A 20,368-nucleotide genomic window follows, 5' to 3' on the forward strand; every position below is an offset into this window, starting at 1 on the left:
TTTTCACCCCACCTTCACTTAAAAGTGTAAAAATTACACTCATTGATAATAATATATCTCAAATAAGTAAATGTGTAAATAGAAATTACACTAAATAGTGAAGTTTTATTTTATTTCAGTGTATTTATAAGCTATAATAGTGTTAACAATAATTATTTAGGCGGTGTACAAACATGAGCATGGCAAAGAAAATTAAGTTATTAATGGTTGAAAGAGATGTAACAGCTTCTATGTTGGCTGAAAAGCTTGGTACTTCCCAATCCAATATTTCTAATAAGTTAAAGAGAGATAATTTTAGTGAAAATGAATTAGAGGAAATCGCAAACGCATTAGATGCAAAATATGAGGCTCATTTTGTTTTAGAGGATGGACGCAAATTTTAAGTAACAGATAACTAATTGGTTGTCTGTCTTTTTTATATGTACTATTGGTAAGATTTTCTATAGAATGAAATTACAATTATCTGTAAGGAGCGATTACATGGATACAATAGCAGAAACAATAAAATTTGCAGGCTTTGGTAAGAAGAAAGCAATGGCTAAACAGATTCAACTATTTGATGATAAGCTCACAGATCAAGGTGAAACACTACTTGCTGTATGTGCATCCGTAAAAGGTACAAAACAGCTTTATGTAACGGATAAACGTATTATCTTACATGAAATCAAAGGTATTGTTTCAAATGATGAAAGAAGCATTCCTTTATCATCTATTAGTAGCATCAACATTTCTAATAAGCTTGTTTACTCAAAAATTGAGATCGTATCTACTGGAAACAAAGCAATCATTGACGATGTGCCAGCGCATATTGCACTTGAAATTAAAGCAGGTATTGAGAACTTAAAAACAATGGCCAAAACATCATCTGCTCCTGCAGCTAAAGAGAAAAAGGATATGTTTGATGTTGCTGATGAAATTCGTGAATTGAAGGATTTATTGGATGATGGAATATTGACACAAGATGAATTTGACGCGAAGAAAAAGCAATTATTAGGGATATGAAAAAACTGCCCTCTAAAGCATTATGCTTACGTGGCAGCTTTCTGGTCCCCAAATTCTCTTAAATAAGAGCCAGGTTGTTGCAATCGAAATTGATTCGATTACCAACAAATATTATAATACTTTTATTATAAATTGTAAATGAATGGGTGAAAACAATTGAGCATAAATATTTATATGAAAAATTGCCATATTGATAAAAAAATAAATGGTCAAAGTGAAAAAGTACATATTGGATTTAATTATATAATTATGGACAGTGAAAAAAATGAAGTTTTACTTCGAAAACGTTTTAGGTTTAAATACTTGTATGAATTTACACACGAATTTAAAAGAGATTTCATGAGTATATTACCTGGTGATGTTTATTCCTTAACATGTATGCTAAATAAAATTTATTCAATTTATTCAAGTTATTCAAGTATTACTGTTATCCGTAAATTTCCAATATCAGATATAAACTTATACACTGATTCTAAATACGCTTATAAAAAATATACTTCGAGTCATGCAAGACTCCATAACTATGAGTTAAATAAGGACGATTATAATATTGCTTTTGATGCATTAGCAAGAGTTCAACGTAGAAGTATATATACAACCGCTCAAATTTTAGAACGTGGGGGAAATTTACCCTTACCCGATATACCTAAAGCAATGGTTAGATGTGATATAGAAATGGTTACCGAAATATTTAAGAAAAATTGGAAATAAAAAAAGCCCAGGCTCAAAATTAATTGAGTACCTGGGCTTTAAATCATTCAGCTACAATATTTGTTACCTGGGCTAACTTAGCTGTTTTAATTTTACTAGCTCCCGCTTGTGCTGCAGCCATTCCAGTAAATGTACCTGTTTTAACACGCCATTTAACACCATCTTGCTCACTATACGCAACCCAGCCGAAACGATGTTTTAATACATCTAAGACATTTTCGGCAGCTTGTCGTGTGGCGTATGTGCCAGTAAGTACACGGTATTTATTATTATCGCTAACTGGTTTTTGTTGCTGTACATTACCACTTGCATTTTTAACCATTGTAATAAATTGTGACCATGTAATTTTACCTTCACGTACATTTCGAGGGCAATTTTTGCCGCTAAAATAATTGTGCTGAACAACATTACTAATTGGAATGTTTTCATCCTTCATGATTTTGGCAACTAACTCTGCAGCATTTTGCATTGCCTTTGGATAGTTACCATCACCATTTACGCAAACCTCTACTTGTATACCTTGATTATTACCTGTCGTGCTTCCTGCTGCCCAACATCTCCAAGCATGTTCAAAAGATTGTACAGCTTCTTTGTCGTCCACAGTATAATGCCAGGAAGCTGAACGACTATTACCATTGTATTGTAAACGTGCGTGCGCGTCTGCATCTGCTCCGGAACGTGTATTATCTGTTTCATGAACAACGATAAACTTTTTAGCGTTTCCTTTTCCATAAGTAACCTTGTTCGCTTGTACGTCAGGTACTAATTTTTTACGAGTTACAACCATTATTGTCCACCGTCCTTAGGTTTGTCATAATCCATTGCTAGTTGGCTATCTGAAACGCCTTTTGTTGTAGGGTCGATGATAATACCAAGCAATCCTAAAATGCTTAATACTGTCTCTGAAACGGCTGTAATTTGATCGTTGTAAATTGTAATATCAAAATAAAAAATGCCTGCGATCTGATTCGCAAGCACAAGTAGTAATGCAATTAATGATACCCAGAATTGTTTATGTTGCAGACGTACTTTCCAGTTAATTTTCATATTTAACACGCTCCTTTGTATTCCCCTGTATACCTGCTACTTTTTCAAGAACGACAATTCGTACTTCATGATTATTAATGCGTTGCGCTGAATCCTTTGTAGTTTCGTCAACTTCGTTCAAATGTTGGTTTAATCTATCTATGCCATTAGTTAAACTAAGTAACGTTTTATTTAGATTGTTGGTAATACGCCAAATAAATAAAAGTCCTGCAATTAATGCTGATACAATCGGCAACCAATTATTGATTGTTTCGACCAATGTCCTCACCTTCGTTTCGTGAATAATAAAAGCCCTCCACAAAGTGGAAGGCATAAAAATAACGCTAAGCTTACGCTTGCGTTTCGTCATTTACTTTACTTTGTTTTTCATTTATGATTGCACATAATTTTGTATAATCGTCTTGGCTAACTTGACCAGTTAACATAAGTAAACTTAAATTTGTGGCCATTGTTTTAAAGTCACAACCTGGACTAGTGATTAACAACTCTGCAGCACGATAAACAATATTCATCCCTATTCCTCCTTATACTCCGATATTTTTCATTGCCAATAATACTTCTGTATTTAATAGCGTTTTTGCCTGCATTTCTTCTAATGTTGGTTGAGGTTCGATTGGTGTTGCCTCTGGAATAACAGGGGCAGTAAACTCACCTGTTTCTCGATTGTAATCCCAACCTTCTTGAATATCATTACGTCCTGTAATTTCTAGAAAATCTTCTACGTTAGGATATGGCGGCAGTTCTTCTGCATCAAAAATCCAATATGCTGTATTGTCTACAATTTGAACAAATTTCTTCATATTATCACTCCCTTAATATTCGATGATGATAATGCCGTCTCCGCCTTTTAGAGAAGCCCTATTAACACTAGGTATTCCGTTAGCTCCACCACTTCCAGCTCCGTTAGCAATAGGTGTGCTTCCATTAGCATCTCCACCATCTCCAAAACCAGCTCCACCACCGTATTCTCTATCTCCAACCGTTCCCGGTAATCCAAAACGAGTGCCAGCTAATATAACATCAGTGGCAGCAAATTCACTTGATACAGAGAATCCGGCAGAACTTGAAGCACCCTTATTGCATAACGGACTATTCCCTCTGGCTCTGGTTATGAAAGGGTTGCCTGTCCCAGACCCTCCGCCACCACCGTTACAAGTAATACCGAAAGCAGACGTCGCTCCTCCAGTTCTACCATAAATGTAACTACCGTTACCATCGGAACTAGACACGCCAGCGCCACCAGCACCTACAATTAAGCTATAAGTAGTTCCTGGTATTACTTTAATAGGTTTTTTATCGACGTAAGCACCACCTCCGCCACCACCTCCAAATATTGCATATTCTGTAACCGTACGGACAGCGCCACTTCCGCCCCCTCCAAACATCGTTAAGACAACAGCAGTTACACCATCTGGACATTTCCACGTATAAGTACCAGGTTTATCAAAAACCTCAACGTTTTGTTTTAGTGCCCCATTTTGAATTTTAAGCAAGAGTGAATCTTGTTTAGTATTTAGATTATCAACGCCTGTTTTTGTTGAGTCTGTAGTCGTTTTAATGCCATCCACTACACCACGGACACCATCAATAGCCGTTTGAATGGCTAACTGTAATGTTTTTGTGGCTACTTTCAATACATTCATTACAAGACCTCCTCATAAATAAATTCTGGCTCTCCATCTACGGTTCGGAATCCCCACCTATACCACTTACCATTATCAAAAAATTTATGAGGCATTATTTCTTCTAAATGTGTACCAAGTTCTTGTTTCACTGTGCTTGATTCTTGCTTGACCTCATTAATGGCCCCTGCCAATGTTTTATCTGCTGTTTCTAGGTCAGGAATTGACGCACTACCCTTTTGCAATTCACTAACTGCAGCATCCAAGACATCCATATTTTCATTAATGTCCGTGATTAATACGTTGTCAGTTGATCCGGGCTTCTTTAAACCCAAATTTGGTGTATGTTCCATTAGCTCACCTCATTTTCATATATCTTAATTTCATCCCAGGTCATGTTTGTTACACTTCCCCACGTTCTATTGCTGACAAATTCCCAAACGTTGAAGGTATAGGCATAGCCAAACTCTAAATGCGCTGGCACAATGATTTCAATAGCTTTTATAAGGCCATCCAAGTTATCAGGAATGCCCTTTGTGCCAACAAATTTGATTTCATATACACCAGGTGTATTTGTTGGGTTAATGTCTACTTCACCATTACTATAAGCAGAAGCTACGGCTTTAATTGTCTCTTTAGTCGTTTGGTCAAAGCTTGCGCGATTTCTTGAAGAAATCTGTTCCCTACGTTGGTCATAGCGTAGTGTGTTATTTGGTTTAATGCCAAGATCACGTTCATAAATAGGCAAGGCTTCAATGGCCGTATCGATAAAAATGTTACGGTTCACGATTTCAATCTGTTGTTCTGTATTCCGAAGCTCCCTGTCATCGGCTGTAAGTATCGTTCTAAAGGTAACGGATTTACGCTCATACAAAGGCAAATACTTCATCATATCCGATAGATAATCTTTTGTGGAAACAACAATACTTGTAATCATTTCAGCTCTTGTCTGCATGATAATAGGTGATTGAACCACCTTAACACCTTGCGTAACCTGTTCTGTGATGACCTCATTTGTTGCACCGGTTGAAGCGATTGAAACACCTTGCGTTTGTAACTCTGTTTCAGTAATCATCAAGGCAAGTCTAAAGCACTCCCATTGGTGCGGTGTTAGATCGCCCCAGGTAAACACTGACACTTGGCTCCATTCAGATTGTGGTATTGCATGCATGGTTTATCACCTACCTCAATCGGACAATTAAATAGTTTTTAGGAATCTTGTATTGGCTAGATATATCGATGTTTTTTGTAAACTCTGCTTGCGATTTAAACAGCAAATTACCACCTGTCTTAGCATCAAGAATCCCAATATGCGTAATATCTCCCCATGACTCTGTAGCAATAGGAAACAAAATATCAGCGCTGTTCGATGTTTGGCCATCTGCAGGTGATGCAAATACGCCTGGTTGTCGTGAGTAGCTTGCTGTAGTTACTTCAATGTCTCCATTGAACAAGGCAACAAAGACTGGCGTTGTTCGTAAATTGTCCGTTAGAACTTTATTTTTTAAATACACTGTCATGTGATTCATTCATTAATACCTCCCATTACTGGCACCCCATCATCAGGAATAACCACATTAGCAGTTGATCCATTGATTAATAGATTTTGATAATCTAAAACGCCATCACTATCAATAATGAGCGCCCCAATCTTTGCATAACTTACAAATGATGCTTTAAAAGCTATCTCTTTCAAATGCGTTGTAATGTTCTTTTTAATATTTGTTTTGACTACTTCCTCTGTGTAGCCTGGCATCAAAGTTAAGGCTACTGACAGATTAAGTAATAACGCTTCTGCAGATATAACAAGCAAATCCTCAACGCCAAACGGCATTTCTATTTCAATATGCATTTTTACATCTTCAATTAATTCACTTGTTGCAGGTAATTTGTTCGCATCGATCACGACCACTTTCATTGTTAACGGACCATTATAGCGAGGAAATACTTTTGCATCCCCAACACCTGTTACTTCTAATGCCCATTCACGATATTGATATTTGTTTCCTGCTTTACCCGGACGCTGTAGCTTATCATAATAACGCTGGCGTAAATCATGATCTGTTTCCTCATCGTAACCATCAACAACAGCATCAGGATTGTACACATTCACCAAGCCATTGATAGATGCAGGGAAATTTATAATGGTGTTCGCAGGCACGTTTCCTATTTGGCCAAACTCATTACATTGCACTCGAACATGAGCAAACCCACTTTCATTTAGAACAGCTTCTTCAAGGACTGTGTATAAAATTGTGTCTGTACCAACTAGCTCGCCAACTTTTGCAAGTGTGCCAGCTGTACCCGAAACAATGACGGTTGTTGTTGCTTGGGTAGCAGGTTTACGGCTAATTCCTGTGCGTTGATAAACAAATCGAGTAAGCTCGTCACCGGTTAATTTTTCAACATCCAGTTTTTCTTGTACTGCAGCAATTTTCTTTTGTTGTCCAGCAAATTCTACGGCCACAGGCTTTGTCACATCATAAACAAAGTTACCTTTAGACTTATCGTAATCATTGCTAATATTGGTCATCATTCGATCATGAATGATTTTTTCATCTTCCATCTACGCTGCCACCTTCTTTATTGGCTCGTCAATTTCGAATGCACCTTCTACCGTGACGACTCTAAATTTTATCCGCATCCATTTTCCATCATGGCTAAACTGCCATTCCTGAATCTCTTGAATGTGTGTATGTTCTAACAATGAAGCTGTAACCTCGCGTTTAATTTCTGCTTCAATAAAGGCACGTGGTAGGCTAGAACCTATTAAATCCTCTAATGTCACGCCATAAGGAATATCTTTATAAATCCTAAAGCGAAAGCGCTCAGTCTTTAACACTTTTAAAATCCATTGTTTTAAGGTTTCCAAGCCATGAATCTCAATCATTTTTCCATTTTTAAAGACAAAATCACCTTTATCAAAGTCATACAAAAAAGACTTACCAAGTGGAGGTAAGTCCGTTTCAATTTCTTGCGTATTAAATTCTAGTTGAGCAATCTTAGGTAACATTATTCGAACCTCACCGCCCTACCTACAACAAAATAAAGCTGTTCATCTGCAGTTGGTAACAATATTACCTCGTCACCTTCTTTTAGCGTGTCTTTTGTTTTAGATTTCACTTCTTTCGCTTCAAATGATTGAAGTTGACTATCTGTAAATCGAATATCACCCTCTAGCTCAATTTCACGTTCATAATCTTCAAGGACATGAGCAGCAAAAACTAATTGACTATTACTAAGAATGACGGTTTCATTTAACCGTATTTGAGCACTAGGAGGTGGCGAAATAACAATGCCTGTAGACATTGACACTTGCTTAGGATTTTCATTTTCTTTTAACATCCTTGCTAAAGTTGTAATAGGATCCATTTACTTCACCTCTAACGTAGGTTTCATTGTGTGTATGCCTTTGCTAATCGTATGCAATACATCTTTAATCAAGAAAGTACCCTTAATGCCTGTAGTTGGTTCTTCTAGTGCGAATAGACGGCCTGCTCTAAAATCATCATGGCCCATCAAATCAACGCTATTTTCTTCTGACACTTTTGATAACTGCTTTAATTCATTTTCAGCCACCTGTTTAGCGCTTTTCTTTTCATTTTGATCTAGCTTTATCACTTTAGTAATACGGCCATACTTCTCAGCCATTTTATTATCAGACTTGGTTAAAACTACTTTGTCATTATTTCCTACAACCTGGATTGTATTAGCCATTTCTGTAATGCTACGTCTTTTAGAAGGATTCATAAGTGCTGAATGAATATCGTACTGTGGACCACCTTCGAATAATTGAAATGTACCGGTTACTACTACATCACTTTGTTTTTCGATGTATAGTTTGCCCTGGCGCATTTCCATGAGATATTTTACGCCTAATGATTGTTCTGCAGTCGTTAGAATGTCTTTGATAATTTCGCTTACTTTTTTATCATTGAATATTTCCGTAATGGCTTTGGGAATAGATACGATGTTACCTATTTGGATATTAAAATCTTTAGCTATTTTCTTGATACAAGCGTCTGCAGACAATTTATTAAACTGATATACAGCTGTAGATTTATTTAAGTAAAAGGCATAATCAAAGGCAGCGTATGCAATTGGTGATCTTCCATTTTTCAACTCGTCCACAATAATAGCTCGCGTTATTTCCTTACCATTGTTGTATAGAGCCACCATATCACCAATATCACATGGATTCACAGGGAAGTAATTTGTATCAGTAAAAGCGATACTAAAATTAATTTCGTCCCCTAATTCCTCCATGTTGCTACGCCAGGTTAATGTGCCAAGCAAAGGTGTAATATTTGTCATGGTATCACCTTTAATTAGCCATAGTTCATGAGCCATCATTTCACCTTCTTTGTTTCTAAAATAATCTCTTTAAATTCTGATAGAGCCAATGAATAATAAACATCACCTGAACCGTCTTGTAGCCCTGGTTCAAAGTTTTCAATCGTCACTAGCATATTAATAGGAGTATTGGACATAATCAGTCGAATTGGCATTCGTTTGTCTATCCATCCCTCAATGATCTCGTAATACTCCCACCCAAAATATTTATTGTTTCGTGAAAATGGATACACCTTTGAGGGAAAAAAAGAATCAATCGTAAGAGATTTCAAGCCTCTACGACCAAGTAATTTAATGTCACCTTGATTAATCGTAGTGAAAACTTCATTATTCACAGGGCTAGGTATTTTAAAACTAGCTGGCACTATAGGAAGTTGAATAATCTGCTTGCGATCCATTGTGCTTAGAAAAATGTCCATCTATTCAACCTCCTTATAAATTGGCCAATCTTAATTTTAGTAATGGCACAAGTTCATTCGCGACTTCCATAGGTGTAACACCTTTAGCATTTAAGTTTTGAATAATAACCTGTACATTGCTGTTATTTGCAGTTGCGGGCTGAGGGGTACTTCCTGTAGTTGTAGGCGTTGCTACAGCAACAGGTGACGGTTGAACCATTTTATCTATGTTATCAATATTCCCACCTGCAGCACGTACACGTTCAGCTTGTCGAGCTGGAATAATCATTTCGCCTTTATGGATTTGTGCTAGGTGATCCTCCTCAATGCGGTTAGAACCAACATCATACTGCGGTACTTTACCACCTGCTGAGGTTTTATTAATATTGTCCACACCCGTTTTTACATCTCCCCAACTGACTTTAGGGACAATGGGGATGTTTACACCAGGGATTTTATTAATTACCTTAATAAGCCCATTGAGCTTATCGATAACAAAATTAACACCACTTCCAGCCGCGCTTTTAATAGTGTTCCACGTTGTATCCCAACCAGCGCGAACCTTGTCCCAATTTTGATATAGCGTGATTCCTGCAGCAATGAGTGCTCCGATTGGACCAGCTACAAGTGCTAGCATTGGATTATCGAGTAATTTTTGCCACAATTCACTTGCTTTTTGTTTTACAACGTCCCAATTTCGATATAGTAAAACACCTATAGCAATTACTGCTGCAATTCCGATTACTACCCAAGTAAGTGGACTAGCAAGCATGGCCGTGTTCATTGCCCATTGTCCTGCGGTTGCAAGTCCCATTGCTGTTTTAAAGCCTTGCACCATCGTGGTAACAGTAGTAATCACTTTTAAAGTGCCTATTCCAACTGCTAGTACACCAGCTGCTGTGCTCACTCCAATGAGTGTTTCCTTAATTGGTCCCCAGTTCTCTCTCACTGTATTACCAAATTCAAAAGCCTTTTCCACAATACCTTGAATTTTCGGTACTAATTCATCAGCTTTTTGAGCAACTCCTTGTAAAAATTCTTGTGCGCCTGCACCGTTTACAACATCGGCTATTCCGACCTGTAGCTCTCGCCATGATGAAATTAACCTATTTTTAAGACTCCCTTCCACTTTGGCAGATGCTGAATCCGTTGATCCCTCAAAATCCTTCATAGCTTCTTTTGAGCCTAGCATTGCGTACATGGCCCCTGCTTCGAGGTCTTCCCACTTAGTACCGAATAAACCTACACCTATTTGATTGGCTGCTACTTGGTCATCCATTCCTTTTAATTCGCCAACTACTTTACTTGCTACATCGGATACGGTTCCTTTACCATCTAAAAAATCTTTCCATACTTTCTGCGTTCCTTGTGATAAATCGCCCATAGCATCGCTTGTGCCTTTTGAGCCGTCTTTAACCCGGATTTGGAACTCTTTCATAACATCATTGACGTAATCTAAGTTGTAAACGCCTGCTTTTGCGCCTCTTTCTAAGATGCCGAAATATTCTTCTGCGCTATACCCCATTGTGCCAAATAAGGACGAATACTCTGCGACATTATCAAACATTTCGTTTGAAAAATTTAACCCTCGTTGACCACCTGCAGTAAATAAATCAAATGCTTTATCTGCAGATATACCGAAAGCCTCCATCATGTTATTCGTGCCACGTGTGACTTCGTTCACGTCACCATCAAACGTTTTAGCTAAAAACATCGCATTAGAAGTAACTTTACTTAATTCTCCATTATCGATATTCTTCATGTTTTGTTTTACACGCGCTAATGCACCTGTAACTTCATCGATGTTTTCACAGTACCCTTTACTAAATACTTCTTTTGCAGCACTTCCGTACTGTTCCATTTCAGAAGCAGTTGCACCAGTTTGGGCTTGTAACGTGTTTAACGCGCTGTTCATATCCAAGATAGATTTTCCAACGCCTGCTCCTAATGCCGCAACTCCTGCTGCACCTATGGCACCAGCTCCCATTGCGACTCCTTTAAAAACTCTAGTTGCTCCTTGTCCAAAGCGTTGGATTTGATTGCCGACTCTTGTGACACCTCGCCCAAAGTCATCAGCTCTCTCACTAGCACGCCTTAAATTACTAGAAAAATCACGGTCTTGTAATGATAAGATTGCTGAAATAACCCTTCTGCCCATATTCTCACCGCCTTTAGCAAAAGAAAAAAGCTAGAACGAGACTGTCTTCATCGCTCCAGCTTGTATATGTTTGTTTCTTTCTTCTAACTCCTTGTCCAAACTTGCTGTCATAAATAGCTTGGTATCGTAATCAAGATTTAATAAATATTCAAGCTTAAAGCCTTTTTGATTATAGTGATGAAGAAAATAAAAATCATCATCACTATCAATTAGTTTTTTATAGCTTTAACTCCGCCTTTTTTATATCCTGCTAATTCAAACGCCACCTCTGATAATTGGGCAATTTCCCCTGGATCAAAGATTTTTGATACGATTTCAGTAGGGATTGTTTTACAACCATATGCTGCTAATAATTCAGGATCTTTTAAATTTGGCTCAATCATTGTGTTGTAAACAATGTATTCATCAGCATCCGTGTCATTGTTTTCATCTCGTGCCATTTTCATTGTATCTACACATAAAGACTTTTCAGGTTTACGCAAGACTACTACAACACCTAAGCGCTCAACAACTACTTCCTCTGTGACATCATCCTTCACTTGATATTTTTCTTTCTCTTTCATTAAATCTACAACTGATAAACGTTTGAATTCTTTTTTTGTCATTTCAAATTCCTCCAGTGTGGTTATTTATTTAAGCACTAATTAAATCGATAGGATCATAGTCTGCAAAGTTAAATGGTAATTCCTCTGTGCCAATTGTCTTTTGTGCAAACTGCATTAACATAAATTCATTAAATGTTACTTCGTTAATGGCAATACGTTCTGAACCGAAAGCATCGGGGTCCGCTAGTTTACCCACCAAATTCACGTCAGGTACAACACCTTCTTTAACTGCTTTGGCTAATAGATTTGCACCTCGCGAATATACTTTCTTCACTTTTAATGTTCCTTCACCTGACCAACCTGTCATCTTTTTATGAGTTGCTAAATCCTCGGCCATATTTACATCTTCATAATCAATGGTTACTTTAGCCTCGAATTCTTCTACATCAAGCCATTTCTCATTGTTAACCCAAACACTGCCGAATGTACCGTTAATTAATTTATTAGGTTTTAATTTACCCATGTGTCAATATCCCTCCTTAAATCGCTATATCCATATCTAAGTCCTCAATAGCATCTACAATCTTAATGTTGCCGCCTACAAAAACATTGCGTTTAAAGGACATTTCTTTTACTTTTTGATCGTCCCAATCCGTTGTATCTACTCCGATATTTTCCCACGCCAAACGTTGTTTTCGGACATTAATTTCTGATTTATTATCGTAATTCGGATCAAGTATTTCCTCACCTTCTAAACCATCAAAGTATGCATTGACTGATCGTATAAACAATACTTGATTATCGTAGATGTTATTGTGTTTACCAATATAGTGCTTATCAAATGTTGTTCGAATATCGTCTTTTATCATGTCCTGTACTTCCATAACACGGATTGATTTAAAGTCTTCTGTCTTTTTACCTGTTGTTGTTGTCAGACTGTTGACACCTCGTCCGATTTTAATATTTTCGCCGTCATTGATAAGAATAAGCTCACCATTATCAACAGCTGTGTCAGGATCTTCAATATCTGTAATAGCATCTATTTCATTCAACTCGTAATAAGTAGATGAACGTGTAAATGGCAACCCTGCCAGGATACCAGCAATCCGCGCTGTGTATTCTGCAGTTTTATAATCCTTCTCGCCAACTTTAATTCCTGTTGTTGTGAAATTAATGATTCCTTCATGATCTGCATCACAGTTTGGTAAAACTGCCTTAAATGTTTTCTTATTATTGTCACGTTTAGTCTTAATCCATGTTGCAATAGTTGTTGTATCCTTGTCTTCAATACCTGGAATGGCCAAGTAATTAAATCGCTTATTGTTTAAGCGTGTTAATGCGGCGTTATAATCAACTGCAGTTGTTGCCAAACGTTCAATAATGACTTTACTTGGTGTACCCATGAAAGTTTTTTGAATGTAATCTAAGTTTTCTGCTGACCATGCATCGGTTTTTACTTCCTCTATGCTTTTATACGTTACTGTATCAGCCGTTTGCACGTCGTCTTTTAATATCAATGCAACAATTCCAAGCTGGCTACGCTTAATAGCTGTAACGGCTTTGCCATTAAACTCAATAATAATTTGTGGTAGGCCCATTGTTTAATCCCCTTCCTCGTCATCCAACTCACCCATAAGCTCAATTGGATGTTTCTCATACCATTCTTTCCCGTTTTTAATTTCATCCTCGAAATTAGTATTTGAACTTGAACTTCCCTCACCGTATTCACGGCCTTCAAAGAATTGAAGGTCAAATTCAAATTGCAATACACCATCGATCTCATCAAAATTAGGTTCGACTATATCCAAATAGCGATCACCTACCGAAATTTTAAGGTCAAATAAATTACCAAGTGCTTCTTGAACATCTAGCAATTCAATCGCATTATCATTTTCATCTGTAGGAAAATAAAAAATGCGAACCGTGCAAGACTTTTCAACTTGTGTTAAATAGCCCTCACGCTTCACATTATCAAGTTCAATTTTAAATGATGGTCGTGTAAATCCTTCATTAGCTGATTTACTAGAAACATCTATATCAATAAAATTAGACTGCAGTTTCTTATTGATTGTCGTTTTAATTTGTTTAAAAGTAATCATAGTTTCTTTTTCCTTAATAATTCATCTAGCCATTTTACTGTTTCTTTTTCTGCATCACCTGAAGACTCAAATTCACGCATACCTTTGTCTAATGGTTTTTTGCCGTGCACAAAATCGCCTGTTTTATTGCCCTCATGGTCTACCATCCAATGCCCATCTTCCACTAAGTGTGCATGTGGTGACGAATTATAAACACGGGCAACTAATTCACCATGATAACCAACAAAGACTTTTCCTCGCTTCCACTTTTTATGGTAGTTGCCTGTCTTTTTCTTTACTAGACTGCGCGCCTTTTTCGCTACAGTAGTCCTTGCTTTTGAACCAATTTTACGCATCAGTTTCGGAGCTTCATTAGGCAAATCTTTTGTTGCTACATCAAATAAATCACGTTGAAAGTCAGTTAAACCGTTCATTTGAATGCTCACTTCAACACCTCCTGGACAAAGATTTCAAGTGTTTCATTCTTGAAATAAGGATTGAGAACATATTTGATTTCAAACTCATGGTCCTTAAATCTGATACGCATATTCTTTGTAATGTCTTTTCCAGCGTTATACCGAACAATGATTTTATGTGTAACATTTGTTAGGATCGTATCCGCTACCTGTTTTTGTAACGAGCCAGTTTGTGGAATGATAGCTGCCCATAATTTTTTTACAGGTATAAATTTATAAATGGTTTCTTCCAACTCATTTTTAGCCTTTTGATTAGTGAGGATTTCAATTCTGTGTCTTAAATCTCCAGGATTCATAATCTCACCTCAAAGTAAATTGATTGAATGCATATCTAAAATAGATTGAACAACTTTATTCACGTTGTTATCCTTCACCGTAAAGATGCGATTTTCATACATTTCATTCGAAAGCACAAAAACAGCGATTGAAATGTCTTCTTTTGTGTTCAGTTGTTCATCTGATAGCCCTGTATATCCTTTTATATAAGCTTTTACAGCGGATAAAATAAGTGTAAAAGTCGAAATAACATCTGATTCTGTTTCGTCTTCCCGCGCATATTTAGCCAGTTCAACTGGCGTAATTTCACTAACCTGCATCAGTTTTCACCTGCTTTTTCACAACAACTTCCTCTACGTGGCCAGCTTGTAACAAATCATCTGCCACATTCTTTGGCAGCACTTTAACTTCATCCTTTGACATTGTGACGCTACCCGAAAAACTTACAAGTGCTTTTACTTTCATTCTGTCACCCCCTAATAAAAGAAGCGTAGAGTTTCACCCCTACGCTGATTTCATAACTAATTTAGAGATTTTTTGAGCATTTTCAACCTTAGCATCAATTTCAATCCAGCCTACAACACCAATTGCATGTTGAGTAGAATATTTTTCTCGTAGAATTTCAATTGAAACATTTTCAGCAATTTTAACTGCAAGCCCTGACATATCACCGTAGAAAATAGCCGTTTTACCTGCTTCCATTCCTGGCATATTATCAGATGTGTATACATCTTTTCCTAATAAAGTATAGCCCCAACGCGCGGTAGCATCTTTGTTTAATAAGTAGTTACCTTGTCCATCTTTCAATTTACGAATAGCTTTACGCGTTGTTTTGTTCATAATCCAAATAGCATTGCCCTGGAAAGCATCAGGTACTTCTTCTTGTACATCAATTAATTCATCAGCTGTTAAAACTGTTGCAGCAGCTGCAGTCACACTTTGCGTAACTGTGGAAAGACCTGTTACCTTGTTTGGTGTACCGTTTAACAATTGATTTTCAATCCATTTAGCAATTGATTCAGCCATTTTCCCAACTACAAACGAAACAAGATCAAATTGTGAGTTATTAACAAGTGATTTGGATACTTTACTTAAAGCACCTGCTAAGAAGCCTTTTAACTCGATTGAGCCAAACTTACCGCTAGTAGATTCCAGATCCACAAATTCATCAGAATAAGCCATTTCAATAGTTCCTGCAGATTCATCATAGTATGGAATACTTAATGTACCGCCTACATTATAGCGAGTTGCCAATTGATAAATTGGTGAAATGTCGTATACCTTTTGGATGATCTTGTTTGCAATACTAGAAGGAATTACGGCCCCGTTTGCGCCTACTGTTAAATTAACATCTGCTCTTTCCTCTACTAAACCACGAATGTAATGATCGAAAGCACGCGTTTCGGCTTCTTCTTGTGTACGCTGTTCAGCTTGTTTCGCAGGTACTTTTTTATCCAAAGAACGCGCTTCATCTAATGCAGTAATCGTTTTATCAAGTCCAGCAATTTCATTTTTGATTTCATCAAAACGAGTAGCTTCTTCTTCCGTTAGTGCTCGAGTTTCTTCTTTTGCCCCCTTTAGTAAATTATCCATTTCATCTAATAAGTTGTTACGTTGCTCTACTAGTGATGGCATCGAGCGAGTTTCAATAACCTTTTTAATACTGTTTTTCATGTTAGTTTCCACCTTTCAATTTTAAAAGCTCAATTTGTTTTTCGTACATTGAATAATCAATGTCTTTCTTTGATTTTGTTTCTGCAGAACGATTCTCGATCTCGGCTTTAAAATCTGCACCACGAGTTTCTGAAATTGTCTGATCTTCTCCGCGAGCTTCAATTGAAGTAGCAACATAAGCTGGCGTTTTATCTAAAATAGACACCTCTAATAGCTCGATGTCTTCTAATGTGCGTTTCTGAATGCCATCTTCCCCGTCTTCCCACAATGGCTTATTATCAACAAAGCCAAATGACCAGCCTTTCAACTTGCCGTCTTTCGCTTTTTGAATGATTTCTGCATCAGATACATGAGCAATAGCACGTAAGCCAATGTTATCCTCATACAGTTGCAGATTGCCCTCTTGTAATGATCCCAGCTTGCGATTTTTGTCATGATTAAATAATAAATCAACGTTTTCTGCCTTATCTAATGCTCTTTCAAACGTTTTAGCACGGATTTTTTCTTTAAATCGACCTCTTGGTGAAGGTAAAATACGACTTTCACGCTCCACAGCATTTACATAACCATCGAGCAACACTTGATTTTCTCTAATTTCAATCCTCAATTTCTTCACCTCCCTTCTCGGTTTCGGGGCCACCATCTGAAATATCAGCAGTTTTATTTGTGTTTGGCGTGTAAATTGTCTTTGTTTTTGGATCATATAAGACATCTTGCAAGCCCAACTTAATGAAATCTAACCCAAGTGGTGGTTGATCTTCTAAATAACGAACCTCATCTACCTGCATCCACCCATTTTTAAGGGCAATTTCGTACGCTTTATAGCGTTTTTCGGTGTCACCTTTGACAAGTTCTTTCATATCAAAAGCAAAATAAAAAGACTGCCCTTTTTCCGATGGAAGAAGCAAGTCCTTGTTCAATGCCGTTTCAATTGCTCGAATAATCGGCAGTATGCAATTTTTAATAAAGTTTGTATGCACTTCTTCATTGGCCGAGCCATCCAAAATGCTGTCGGGTACTTTGAAAAGTTTATTTATTTCGCTTGAATTGGTCTTTTTGTTTTCATTCAGCTGCATTTCAACCGATGTACTTGATGCCTCTTTGAAATCTAAGCCATTATTCAATACAACAATATTCTCTGTATTATTCTTGTATAAATTGTTCCAGGCTGTTTTTAATTCTGCAATTGCATCCTTTGACAATCGGCCTAATGACTTTAAGAAACCTTTCTTATTTCCACCTGTTTTAACAAGTGAATCTTCAAAATCAAGCGTATTGTATGCAACAGATAATATTTTATTGTGGTCCTTTATGATTCCATTCCCTGTCACACCATCTTTAGAATTTCGAGCGATTTTTATAAATTCAAATTCGCGATAGTTCACACCATTAACGGATATATCATAGCTTTTAAATATTGGATCAACGCCAACTAGTACCGATACATTTCGATTTTCAACATAGTGGAGACTTTCAACATCATTTCTTCTCCGGTTGATATATGCGTACCCTGCACCTTCCAATAAATAATCCGTTACTAAAGCTTTTTTAAATTGGAAGCCATCTAGTGTATCGTGTGTCTCATCATTAAGCAAAATGATGCGTCTATCTTCTTCCATTTCTTCAACTTTACCGCTGTTTTCTTTGTACAATTTGATAGGTAGAGTAGCAATAAGACCCGAAATTAAATCTACACAGGTGCCAACACTAGGTATACTTAGCGCTTCTTCCTTTGTTAAAACAGCATTTGCTAACCCTGCCTGCAGCAATAATTCATCCATTCCACTCTCACGAAATTCCTGAATTTGTCTATAATTACGCCATTCACGCCATTCTTTAATTAATCCCACAATCTCACCTCCTTAAATGATTTGTGCGCCCCAATCAGCATCAGGATTAAAGATGACATCATGCTGCAGTAAAAAGATTGCATTGATTAGACTTACAACCATATCGACCTTGCCAGTTGATTTTTTCTTATTAACATAAATATTTTTGTTTGTATCCTCAGTAACTTTTGCATTTTGAAAGTTTTCTTCTAGCAATTCATTTTCGGTATAGTGAAACTCTTTGTTCATAATCTTTTCTCGTAACAGCTTTGTAGCTGGATGTAATACACTTGAATGCTGTTTTACTTCTACAGTAACTAAACCTTCCTTTTCTAGTTTCTGAGCTGTAGAAAGGCAGTTATAACGGTCATACGCTACACCCATAACAATGACATTGAATTGTTCTTCTACTTCCAGAACCTTTTGTTCAATAAAGCCATAATCTACAGTCATATCACCGCAAGAAAAACATTTACCTGACTTAATGTGATCGTAATAATTGATCTTCTCCACTCGGTTTTTATCAGGAATACGTTCAGTCGGCACAAATGCATAGGAATCCGCATATATTTGCATGTCTTCCTCTGTCACTATCGAGAATGAACAGTTATCATTCGTCATGGCCAAGTCTAAACCTAGCCAAACTTGACGGCCTGACCAATCGAAATCATCCATTTTACATTTTCGCAAGTCTTCCACATTTACATACGCTTCGCCACTGTTAGAAGGTAAAAAGTGATTCATATGTTTACAAAGATATTCTTCACGTTCTGAGGGCTTTTCTATAGCTGATTTACGGCTATCTCGTATCTCGTTATAGTTTTCCTCAACTCTTAATGGATTCGCCTGTAATAGCCCCGTATCGTCCCATAAATGCTCGTCCTCAGCATAATAAAGCAGCGCAAACATGCGGTCATCTTCAATAAATCCATTAAATACTTTCTTTGCATACGCCAATTCTTCTAACATGATCGATTTATCCTCAGCGTAGGCTGTTGTTAATTTAAAGCGTAATGGATTTTTAACGTTTAATTGTCCTGACTTCATGGCGTTTATATTCTTGTAATCTTTAAATGCACCCACTTCATCAGCGATAAAAGCAGAGGGACGAATTGAGTTGTTTCTATTCGCCTCTGCAGTACGTGCTTGGTAAAAACTATTTGTTAAAGTACATACAATTTTTCCACTTAACGTTTTTGGAATCACAAAGTATTTAGCAACCCCAGGGCTGGCCATAATAATTTGCGTCATAGCCTTTTTAACTTCACCTGCAAGCTCACGATCCAAACAAATAGAATAAAACTCTGAATAATCATCCTCTGTAAGCATTAAGATGATAATGATTAACGCACAAATAAACGTCTTCGCATTCTTACGAGGAATAAACAGCGTAATATCACGGTATCTAAACTTTTCTTTATCGCTTTTAAAGCGCCATCCGAATATATTGACAAGAAAAAAAGCCTGGAATCCTTCCAAGCCCTCTAATATTGTTTTTCCTGCAACGCCTAAACCTGTAGCAAAATTAAGTAATTCCAATAGTCCTTCGATTTTTTCTATTTCGTCCATATCAAAATAGTAATCAAAATCATCTTCATATTGCTTTTCTAAGTCTCTTAAAAACCAATTACACTGGACAATGACCTCTTTTGTTGTAATTTCTTTGCCTTTTACAACCTTTTCAACGTATTTAACCGCCTTTTCAAATATCATTTTTTACCACCACTCAATACTTTTAACAGTGGATCATCTTCTTCAACTCGAACTTGGAAATTAATATTTCCTAGCTTTGCTCGACTTTGAGGTGACAGGCTTAATTCATTACAGCAACGGAAAAATTCTTTTGAATACTTATCTTTAGCACTCAATAAGTTACGATCTAAAAGCCTTTCAATATCCCTGTTAATGATTCTTTCAATTTGCTGTACTCGGTCAATGGCTACAGCACAAGTGCTTAGAATATAAATATCGAGATTCCCAAGAATCCCACTTGCTTGTAATTCCTTCACGATGAAATTGAAAATTTTCTTTTGCCTTGCATTCAAATGTGTAGGAGGCAAGATTTCATCGGCAGCACCTTTTAATTTTTCTTCTGTTTGAGTACGAATTGCGATTTCTTCCTTCGTTAAATTCTTACTCATTGTTTTGACACTTTTAGACGGTCTAGCCAATTTCCTCACCTCCTTAAAAATTTTCATT

General features: G+C 37.0%; 30 protein-coding genes and 1 pseudogene. 3 read left to right on the forward strand and 28 right to left on the reverse strand.

Going from position 1 to position 20,368, the window contains the following annotated elements; genetic code table 11:
* Nucleotides 1-173: 173 nt before the first annotated feature.
* The 3 genes from LS41612_RS21045 (at nt 174) to LS41612_RS21055 (ending at nt 1,713) form a co-directional block, all read left to right on the forward strand.
* Complete coding sequence (locus LS41612_RS21045) at nt 174-383, forward strand: helix-turn-helix domain-containing protein (protein WP_024364666.1); 210 nt, start codon at nt 174-176, stop codon at nt 381-383.
* Between the two features lie 97 nt (nt 384-480).
* Nucleotides 481-1,002: an SHOCT domain-containing protein gene (locus LS41612_RS23240; protein WP_024364667.1), complete on the forward strand. Its 522-nt coding sequence runs from the start codon at nt 481-483 to the stop codon at nt 1,000-1,002.
* 156 nt (nt 1,003-1,158) lie between these two features.
* On the forward strand, nt 1,159-1,713 hold the full coding sequence (locus tag LS41612_RS21055) for a hypothetical protein (RefSeq protein WP_024364668.1): 555 nt from the start codon (nt 1,159-1,161) through the stop codon (nt 1,711-1,713).
* Nucleotides 1,714-1,756: 43 nt separating this feature from the next.
* Here the strand turns inward: LS41612_RS21055 and LS41612_RS21060 are convergent, their stop codons facing one another.
* From LS41612_RS21060 to LS41612_RS21195, 28 genes and pseudogenes are all read right to left on the reverse strand, one after another.
* Nucleotides 1,757-2,500: an N-acetylmuramoyl-L-alanine amidase gene (locus LS41612_RS21060; protein WP_024364669.1), complete on the reverse strand. Its 744-nt coding sequence runs from the start codon at nt 2,498-2,500 to the stop codon at nt 1,757-1,759.
* The gene (locus LS41612_RS21065; protein ID WP_024364670.1) at nt 2,500-2,760 is read right to left on the reverse strand and encodes a phage holin; all 261 of its coding nucleotides are present in this window, start codon (nt 2,758-2,760) and stop codon (nt 2,500-2,502) included. Before LS41612_RS21065 ends, LS41612_RS21060 begins: the two co-directional genes overlap by 1 nt.
* Complete coding sequence (locus LS41612_RS21070) at nt 2,750-3,019, reverse strand: hypothetical protein (protein WP_024364671.1); 270 nt, start codon at nt 3,017-3,019, stop codon at nt 2,750-2,752. Before LS41612_RS21070 ends, LS41612_RS21065 begins: the two co-directional genes overlap by 11 nt.
* 70 nt (nt 3,020-3,089) lie before the next feature.
* Nucleotides 3,090-3,272 carry a hypothetical protein gene (locus LS41612_RS21075; protein ID WP_024364672.1) on the reverse strand — a complete coding sequence of 61 codons (183 nt, stop codon included), beginning with the start codon at nt 3,270-3,272 and terminating at the stop codon, nt 3,090-3,092.
* 12 nt (nt 3,273-3,284) lie between these two features.
* Nucleotides 3,285-3,560, reverse strand: a complete 276-nt coding sequence (locus LS41612_RS21080) for a hypothetical protein (protein ID WP_024364673.1) — start codon at nt 3,558-3,560, stop codon at nt 3,285-3,287.
* Nucleotides 3,561-3,572: 12 nt separating this feature from the next.
* Entirely contained in the window at nt 3,573-4,403 is an 831-nt protein-coding gene (locus LS41612_RS21085; protein ID WP_024364674.1) for a glycine-rich domain-containing protein, read from the reverse strand.
* Nucleotides 4,403-4,735: a hypothetical protein gene (locus LS41612_RS21090; protein WP_024364934.1), complete on the reverse strand. Its 333-nt coding sequence runs from the start codon at nt 4,733-4,735 to the stop codon at nt 4,403-4,405. Before LS41612_RS21090 ends, LS41612_RS21085 begins: the two co-directional genes overlap by 1 nt.
* Nucleotides 4,735-5,553: a putative phage tail protein gene (locus LS41612_RS21095; protein WP_024364933.1), complete on the reverse strand. Its 819-nt coding sequence runs from the start codon at nt 5,551-5,553 to the stop codon at nt 4,735-4,737. The genes LS41612_RS21090 and LS41612_RS21095 overlap by 1 nt, the downstream gene beginning before the upstream one ends.
* Nucleotides 5,554-5,563: 10 nt before the next feature.
* The gene (locus LS41612_RS21100) at nt 5,564-5,911 is read right to left on the reverse strand and encodes a phage tail fiber protein (RefSeq protein WP_024364932.1); all 348 of its coding nucleotides are present in this window, start codon (nt 5,909-5,911) and stop codon (nt 5,564-5,566) included.
* A complete protein-coding gene (locus LS41612_RS21105; protein ID WP_024364931.1) occupies nt 5,908-6,948 on the reverse strand; it encodes a baseplate J/gp47 family protein in 1,041 nt (346 codons plus the stop codon). The genes LS41612_RS21100 and LS41612_RS21105 overlap by 4 nt, the downstream gene beginning before the upstream one ends.
* The gene (locus LS41612_RS21110) at nt 6,949-7,395 is read right to left on the reverse strand and encodes a DUF2634 domain-containing protein (RefSeq protein WP_051147789.1); all 447 of its coding nucleotides are present in this window, start codon (nt 7,393-7,395) and stop codon (nt 6,949-6,951) included.
* Nucleotides 7,395-7,754 (reverse strand): DUF2577 domain-containing protein, encoded by a 360-nt coding sequence (locus tag LS41612_RS21115; RefSeq protein ID WP_024364928.1) that lies wholly within the window; start codon nt 7,752-7,754, stop codon nt 7,395-7,397. Before LS41612_RS21115 ends, LS41612_RS21110 begins: the two co-directional genes overlap by 1 nt.
* Nucleotides 7,755-8,735 carry an XkdQ/YqbQ family protein gene (locus LS41612_RS21120; protein ID WP_137034886.1) on the reverse strand — a complete coding sequence of 327 codons (981 nt, stop codon included), beginning with the start codon at nt 8,733-8,735 and terminating at the stop codon, nt 7,755-7,757. It lies immediately after the preceding gene.
* Nucleotides 8,732-9,154 (reverse strand): hypothetical protein, encoded by a 423-nt coding sequence (locus LS41612_RS21125; RefSeq protein ID WP_024364930.1) that lies wholly within the window; start codon nt 9,152-9,154, stop codon nt 8,732-8,734. The genes LS41612_RS21120 and LS41612_RS21125 overlap by 4 nt, the downstream gene beginning before the upstream one ends.
* A 1,161-nt stretch (nt 9,155-10,315) precedes the next feature.
* Nucleotides 10,316-10,943, reverse strand: a pseudogene (locus LS41612_RS23975) (phage tail tape measure protein); the annotation flags it as partial.
* A gap of 557 nt (nt 10,944-11,500) precedes the next feature.
* Nucleotides 11,501-11,896, reverse strand: coding sequence for a phage tail assembly chaperone (locus tag LS41612_RS21140; RefSeq protein WP_024364817.1), 396 nt, complete (start codon nt 11,894-11,896; stop codon nt 11,501-11,503).
* Between the two features lie 28 nt (nt 11,897-11,924).
* A complete protein-coding gene (locus tag LS41612_RS21145) occupies nt 11,925-12,359 on the reverse strand; it encodes a phage tail tube protein (protein WP_024364816.1) in 435 nt (144 codons plus the stop codon).
* A gap of 16 nt (nt 12,360-12,375) precedes the next feature.
* Nucleotides 12,376-13,434 (reverse strand): phage tail sheath subtilisin-like domain-containing protein, encoded by a 1,059-nt coding sequence (locus tag LS41612_RS21150; RefSeq protein WP_024364815.1) that lies wholly within the window; start codon nt 13,432-13,434, stop codon nt 12,376-12,378.
* 3 nt (nt 13,435-13,437) lie between these two features.
* Nucleotides 13,438-13,935 (reverse strand): phage tail terminator family protein, encoded by a 498-nt coding sequence (locus LS41612_RS21155; protein ID WP_105928931.1) that lies wholly within the window; start codon nt 13,933-13,935, stop codon nt 13,438-13,440.
* Nucleotides 13,932-14,360 (reverse strand): HK97 gp10 family phage protein, encoded by a 429-nt coding sequence (locus tag LS41612_RS21160; protein ID WP_105928932.1) that lies wholly within the window; start codon nt 14,358-14,360, stop codon nt 13,932-13,934. The genes LS41612_RS21155 and LS41612_RS21160 overlap by 4 nt, the downstream gene beginning before the upstream one ends.
* Entirely contained in the window at nt 14,357-14,686 is a 330-nt protein-coding gene (locus tag LS41612_RS21165; RefSeq protein ID WP_105928933.1) for a phage head closure protein, read from the reverse strand. Before LS41612_RS21165 ends, LS41612_RS21160 begins: the two co-directional genes overlap by 4 nt.
* Nucleotides 14,687-14,695: 9 nt before the next feature.
* On the reverse strand, nt 14,696-14,986 hold the full coding sequence (locus tag LS41612_RS21170) for a head-tail connector protein (RefSeq protein ID WP_024360937.1): 291 nt from the start codon (nt 14,984-14,986) through the stop codon (nt 14,696-14,698).
* On the reverse strand, nt 14,976-15,131 hold the full coding sequence (locus LS41612_RS23245; RefSeq protein WP_158694844.1) for a hypothetical protein: 156 nt from the start codon (nt 15,129-15,131) through the stop codon (nt 14,976-14,978). Before LS41612_RS23245 ends, LS41612_RS21170 begins: the two co-directional genes overlap by 11 nt.
* 39 nt (nt 15,132-15,170) lie before the next feature.
* Nucleotides 15,171-16,340, reverse strand: coding sequence for a phage major capsid protein (locus LS41612_RS21175; RefSeq protein ID WP_105928934.1), 1,170 nt, complete (start codon nt 16,338-16,340; stop codon nt 15,171-15,173).
* A 1-nt stretch (nt 16,341) separates the two neighbouring features.
* Entirely contained in the window at nt 16,342-16,947 is a 606-nt protein-coding gene (locus LS41612_RS21180) for an HK97 family phage prohead protease (protein WP_024364822.1), read from the reverse strand.
* On the reverse strand, nt 16,937-18,190 hold the full coding sequence (locus tag LS41612_RS21185; RefSeq protein ID WP_105928935.1) for a phage portal protein: 1,254 nt from the start codon (nt 18,188-18,190) through the stop codon (nt 16,937-16,939). Before LS41612_RS21185 ends, LS41612_RS21180 begins: the two co-directional genes overlap by 11 nt.
* 12 nt (nt 18,191-18,202) lie before the next feature.
* Nucleotides 18,203-19,882 carry a terminase large subunit gene (locus tag LS41612_RS21190; protein ID WP_105928936.1) on the reverse strand — a complete coding sequence of 560 codons (1,680 nt, stop codon included), beginning with the start codon at nt 19,880-19,882 and terminating at the stop codon, nt 18,203-18,205.
* Entirely contained in the window at nt 19,879-20,340 is a 462-nt protein-coding gene (locus LS41612_RS21195; RefSeq protein ID WP_024360931.1) for a P27 family phage terminase small subunit, read from the reverse strand. The genes LS41612_RS21190 and LS41612_RS21195 overlap by 4 nt, the downstream gene beginning before the upstream one ends.
* Nucleotides 20,341-20,368: the final 28 nt, after the last annotated feature.

The sequence above is a fragment of the Lysinibacillus sphaericus genome (assembly GCF_002982115.1).
Taxonomy (GTDB): Bacteria; Bacillota; Bacilli; order Bacillales_A; family Planococcaceae; genus Lysinibacillus; species Lysinibacillus sphaericus.

Bases quoted from the DNA above. Each gene is read 5' to 3' on its own strand.
- LS41612_RS21080 (WP_024364673.1), bottom strand. From the start codon at position 3,560: ATGAAGAAATTTGTTCAAATTGTAGACAATACAGCATATTGGATTTTT.
- LS41612_RS21045 (WP_024364666.1), top strand. From the start codon at position 174: ATGAGCATGGCAAAGAAAATTAAGTTATTAATGGTTGAAAGAGATGTA.
- LS41612_RS21060 (WP_024364669.1), bottom strand. From the start codon at position 2,500: ATGGTTGTAACTCGTAAAAAATTAGTACCTGACGTACAAGCGAACAAG.
- LS41612_RS21170 (WP_024360937.1), bottom strand. From the start codon at position 14,986: ATGCAGGTTAGTGAAATTACGCCAGTTGAACTGGCTAAATATGCGCGG.
- LS41612_RS21190 (WP_105928936.1), bottom strand. From the start codon at position 19,882: ATGATATTTGAAAAGGCGGTTAAATACGTTGAAAAGGTTGTAAAAGGC.
- LS41612_RS23245 (WP_158694844.1), bottom strand. From the start codon at position 15,131: ATGAAAGTAAAAGCACTTGTAAGTTTTTCGGGTAGCGTCACAATGTCA.
- LS41612_RS21115 (WP_024364928.1), bottom strand. From the start codon at position 7,754: ATGGATCCTATTACAACTTTAGCAAGGATGTTAAAAGAAAATGAAAAT.
- LS41612_RS21095 (WP_024364933.1), bottom strand. From the start codon at position 5,553: ATGCATGCAATACCACAATCTGAATGGAGCCAAGTGTCAGTGTTTACC.
- LS41612_RS21150 (WP_024364815.1), bottom strand. From the start codon at position 13,434: ATGGGCCTACCACAAATTATTATTGAGTTTAATGGCAAAGCCGTTACA.
- LS41612_RS21105 (WP_024364931.1), bottom strand. From the start codon at position 6,948: ATGGAAGATGAAAAAATCATTCATGATCGAATGATGACCAATATTAGC.
- LS41612_RS21075 (WP_024364672.1), bottom strand. From the start codon at position 3,272: ATGAATATTGTTTATCGTGCTGCAGAGTTGTTAATCACTAGTCCAGGT.
- LS41612_RS21120 (WP_137034886.1), bottom strand. From the start codon at position 8,735: ATGATGGCTCATGAACTATGGCTAATTAAAGGTGATACCATGACAAAT.
- LS41612_RS21165 (WP_105928933.1), bottom strand. From the start codon at position 14,686: ATGAATCCTGGAGATTTAAGACACAGAATTGAAATCCTCACTAATCAA.
- LS41612_RS21140 (WP_024364817.1), bottom strand. From the start codon at position 11,896: ATGACAAAAAAAGAATTCAAACGTTTATCAGTTGTAGATTTAATGAAA.
- LS41612_RS21085 (WP_024364674.1), bottom strand. From the start codon at position 4,403: ATGAATGTATTGAAAGTAGCCACAAAAACATTACAGTTAGCCATTCAA.
- LS41612_RS21155 (WP_105928931.1), bottom strand. From the start codon at position 13,935: ATGATTACTTTTAAACAAATTAAAACGACAATCAATAAGAAACTGCAG.
- LS41612_RS21175 (WP_105928934.1), bottom strand. From the start codon at position 16,340: ATGAAAAACAGTATTAAAAAGGTTATTGAAACTCGCTCGATGCCATCA.
- LS41612_RS21125 (WP_024364930.1), bottom strand. From the start codon at position 9,154: ATGGACATTTTTCTAAGCACAATGGATCGCAAGCAGATTATTCAACTT.
- LS41612_RS21145 (WP_024364816.1), bottom strand. From the start codon at position 12,359: ATGGGTAAATTAAAACCTAATAAATTAATTAACGGTACATTCGGCAGT.
- LS41612_RS21110 (WP_051147789.1), bottom strand. From the start codon at position 7,395: ATGTTACCTAAGATTGCTCAACTAGAATTTAATACGCAAGAAATTGAA.
- LS41612_RS21065 (WP_024364670.1), bottom strand. From the start codon at position 2,760: ATGAAAATTAACTGGAAAGTACGTCTGCAACATAAACAATTCTGGGTA.
- LS41612_RS23240 (WP_024364667.1), top strand. From the start codon at position 481: ATGGATACAATAGCAGAAACAATAAAATTTGCAGGCTTTGGTAAGAAG.
- LS41612_RS21100 (WP_024364932.1), bottom strand. From the start codon at position 5,911: ATGAATCACATGACAGTGTATTTAAAAAATAAAGTTCTAACGGACAAT.
- LS41612_RS21090 (WP_024364934.1), bottom strand. From the start codon at position 4,735: ATGGAACATACACCAAATTTGGGTTTAAAGAAGCCCGGATCAACTGAC.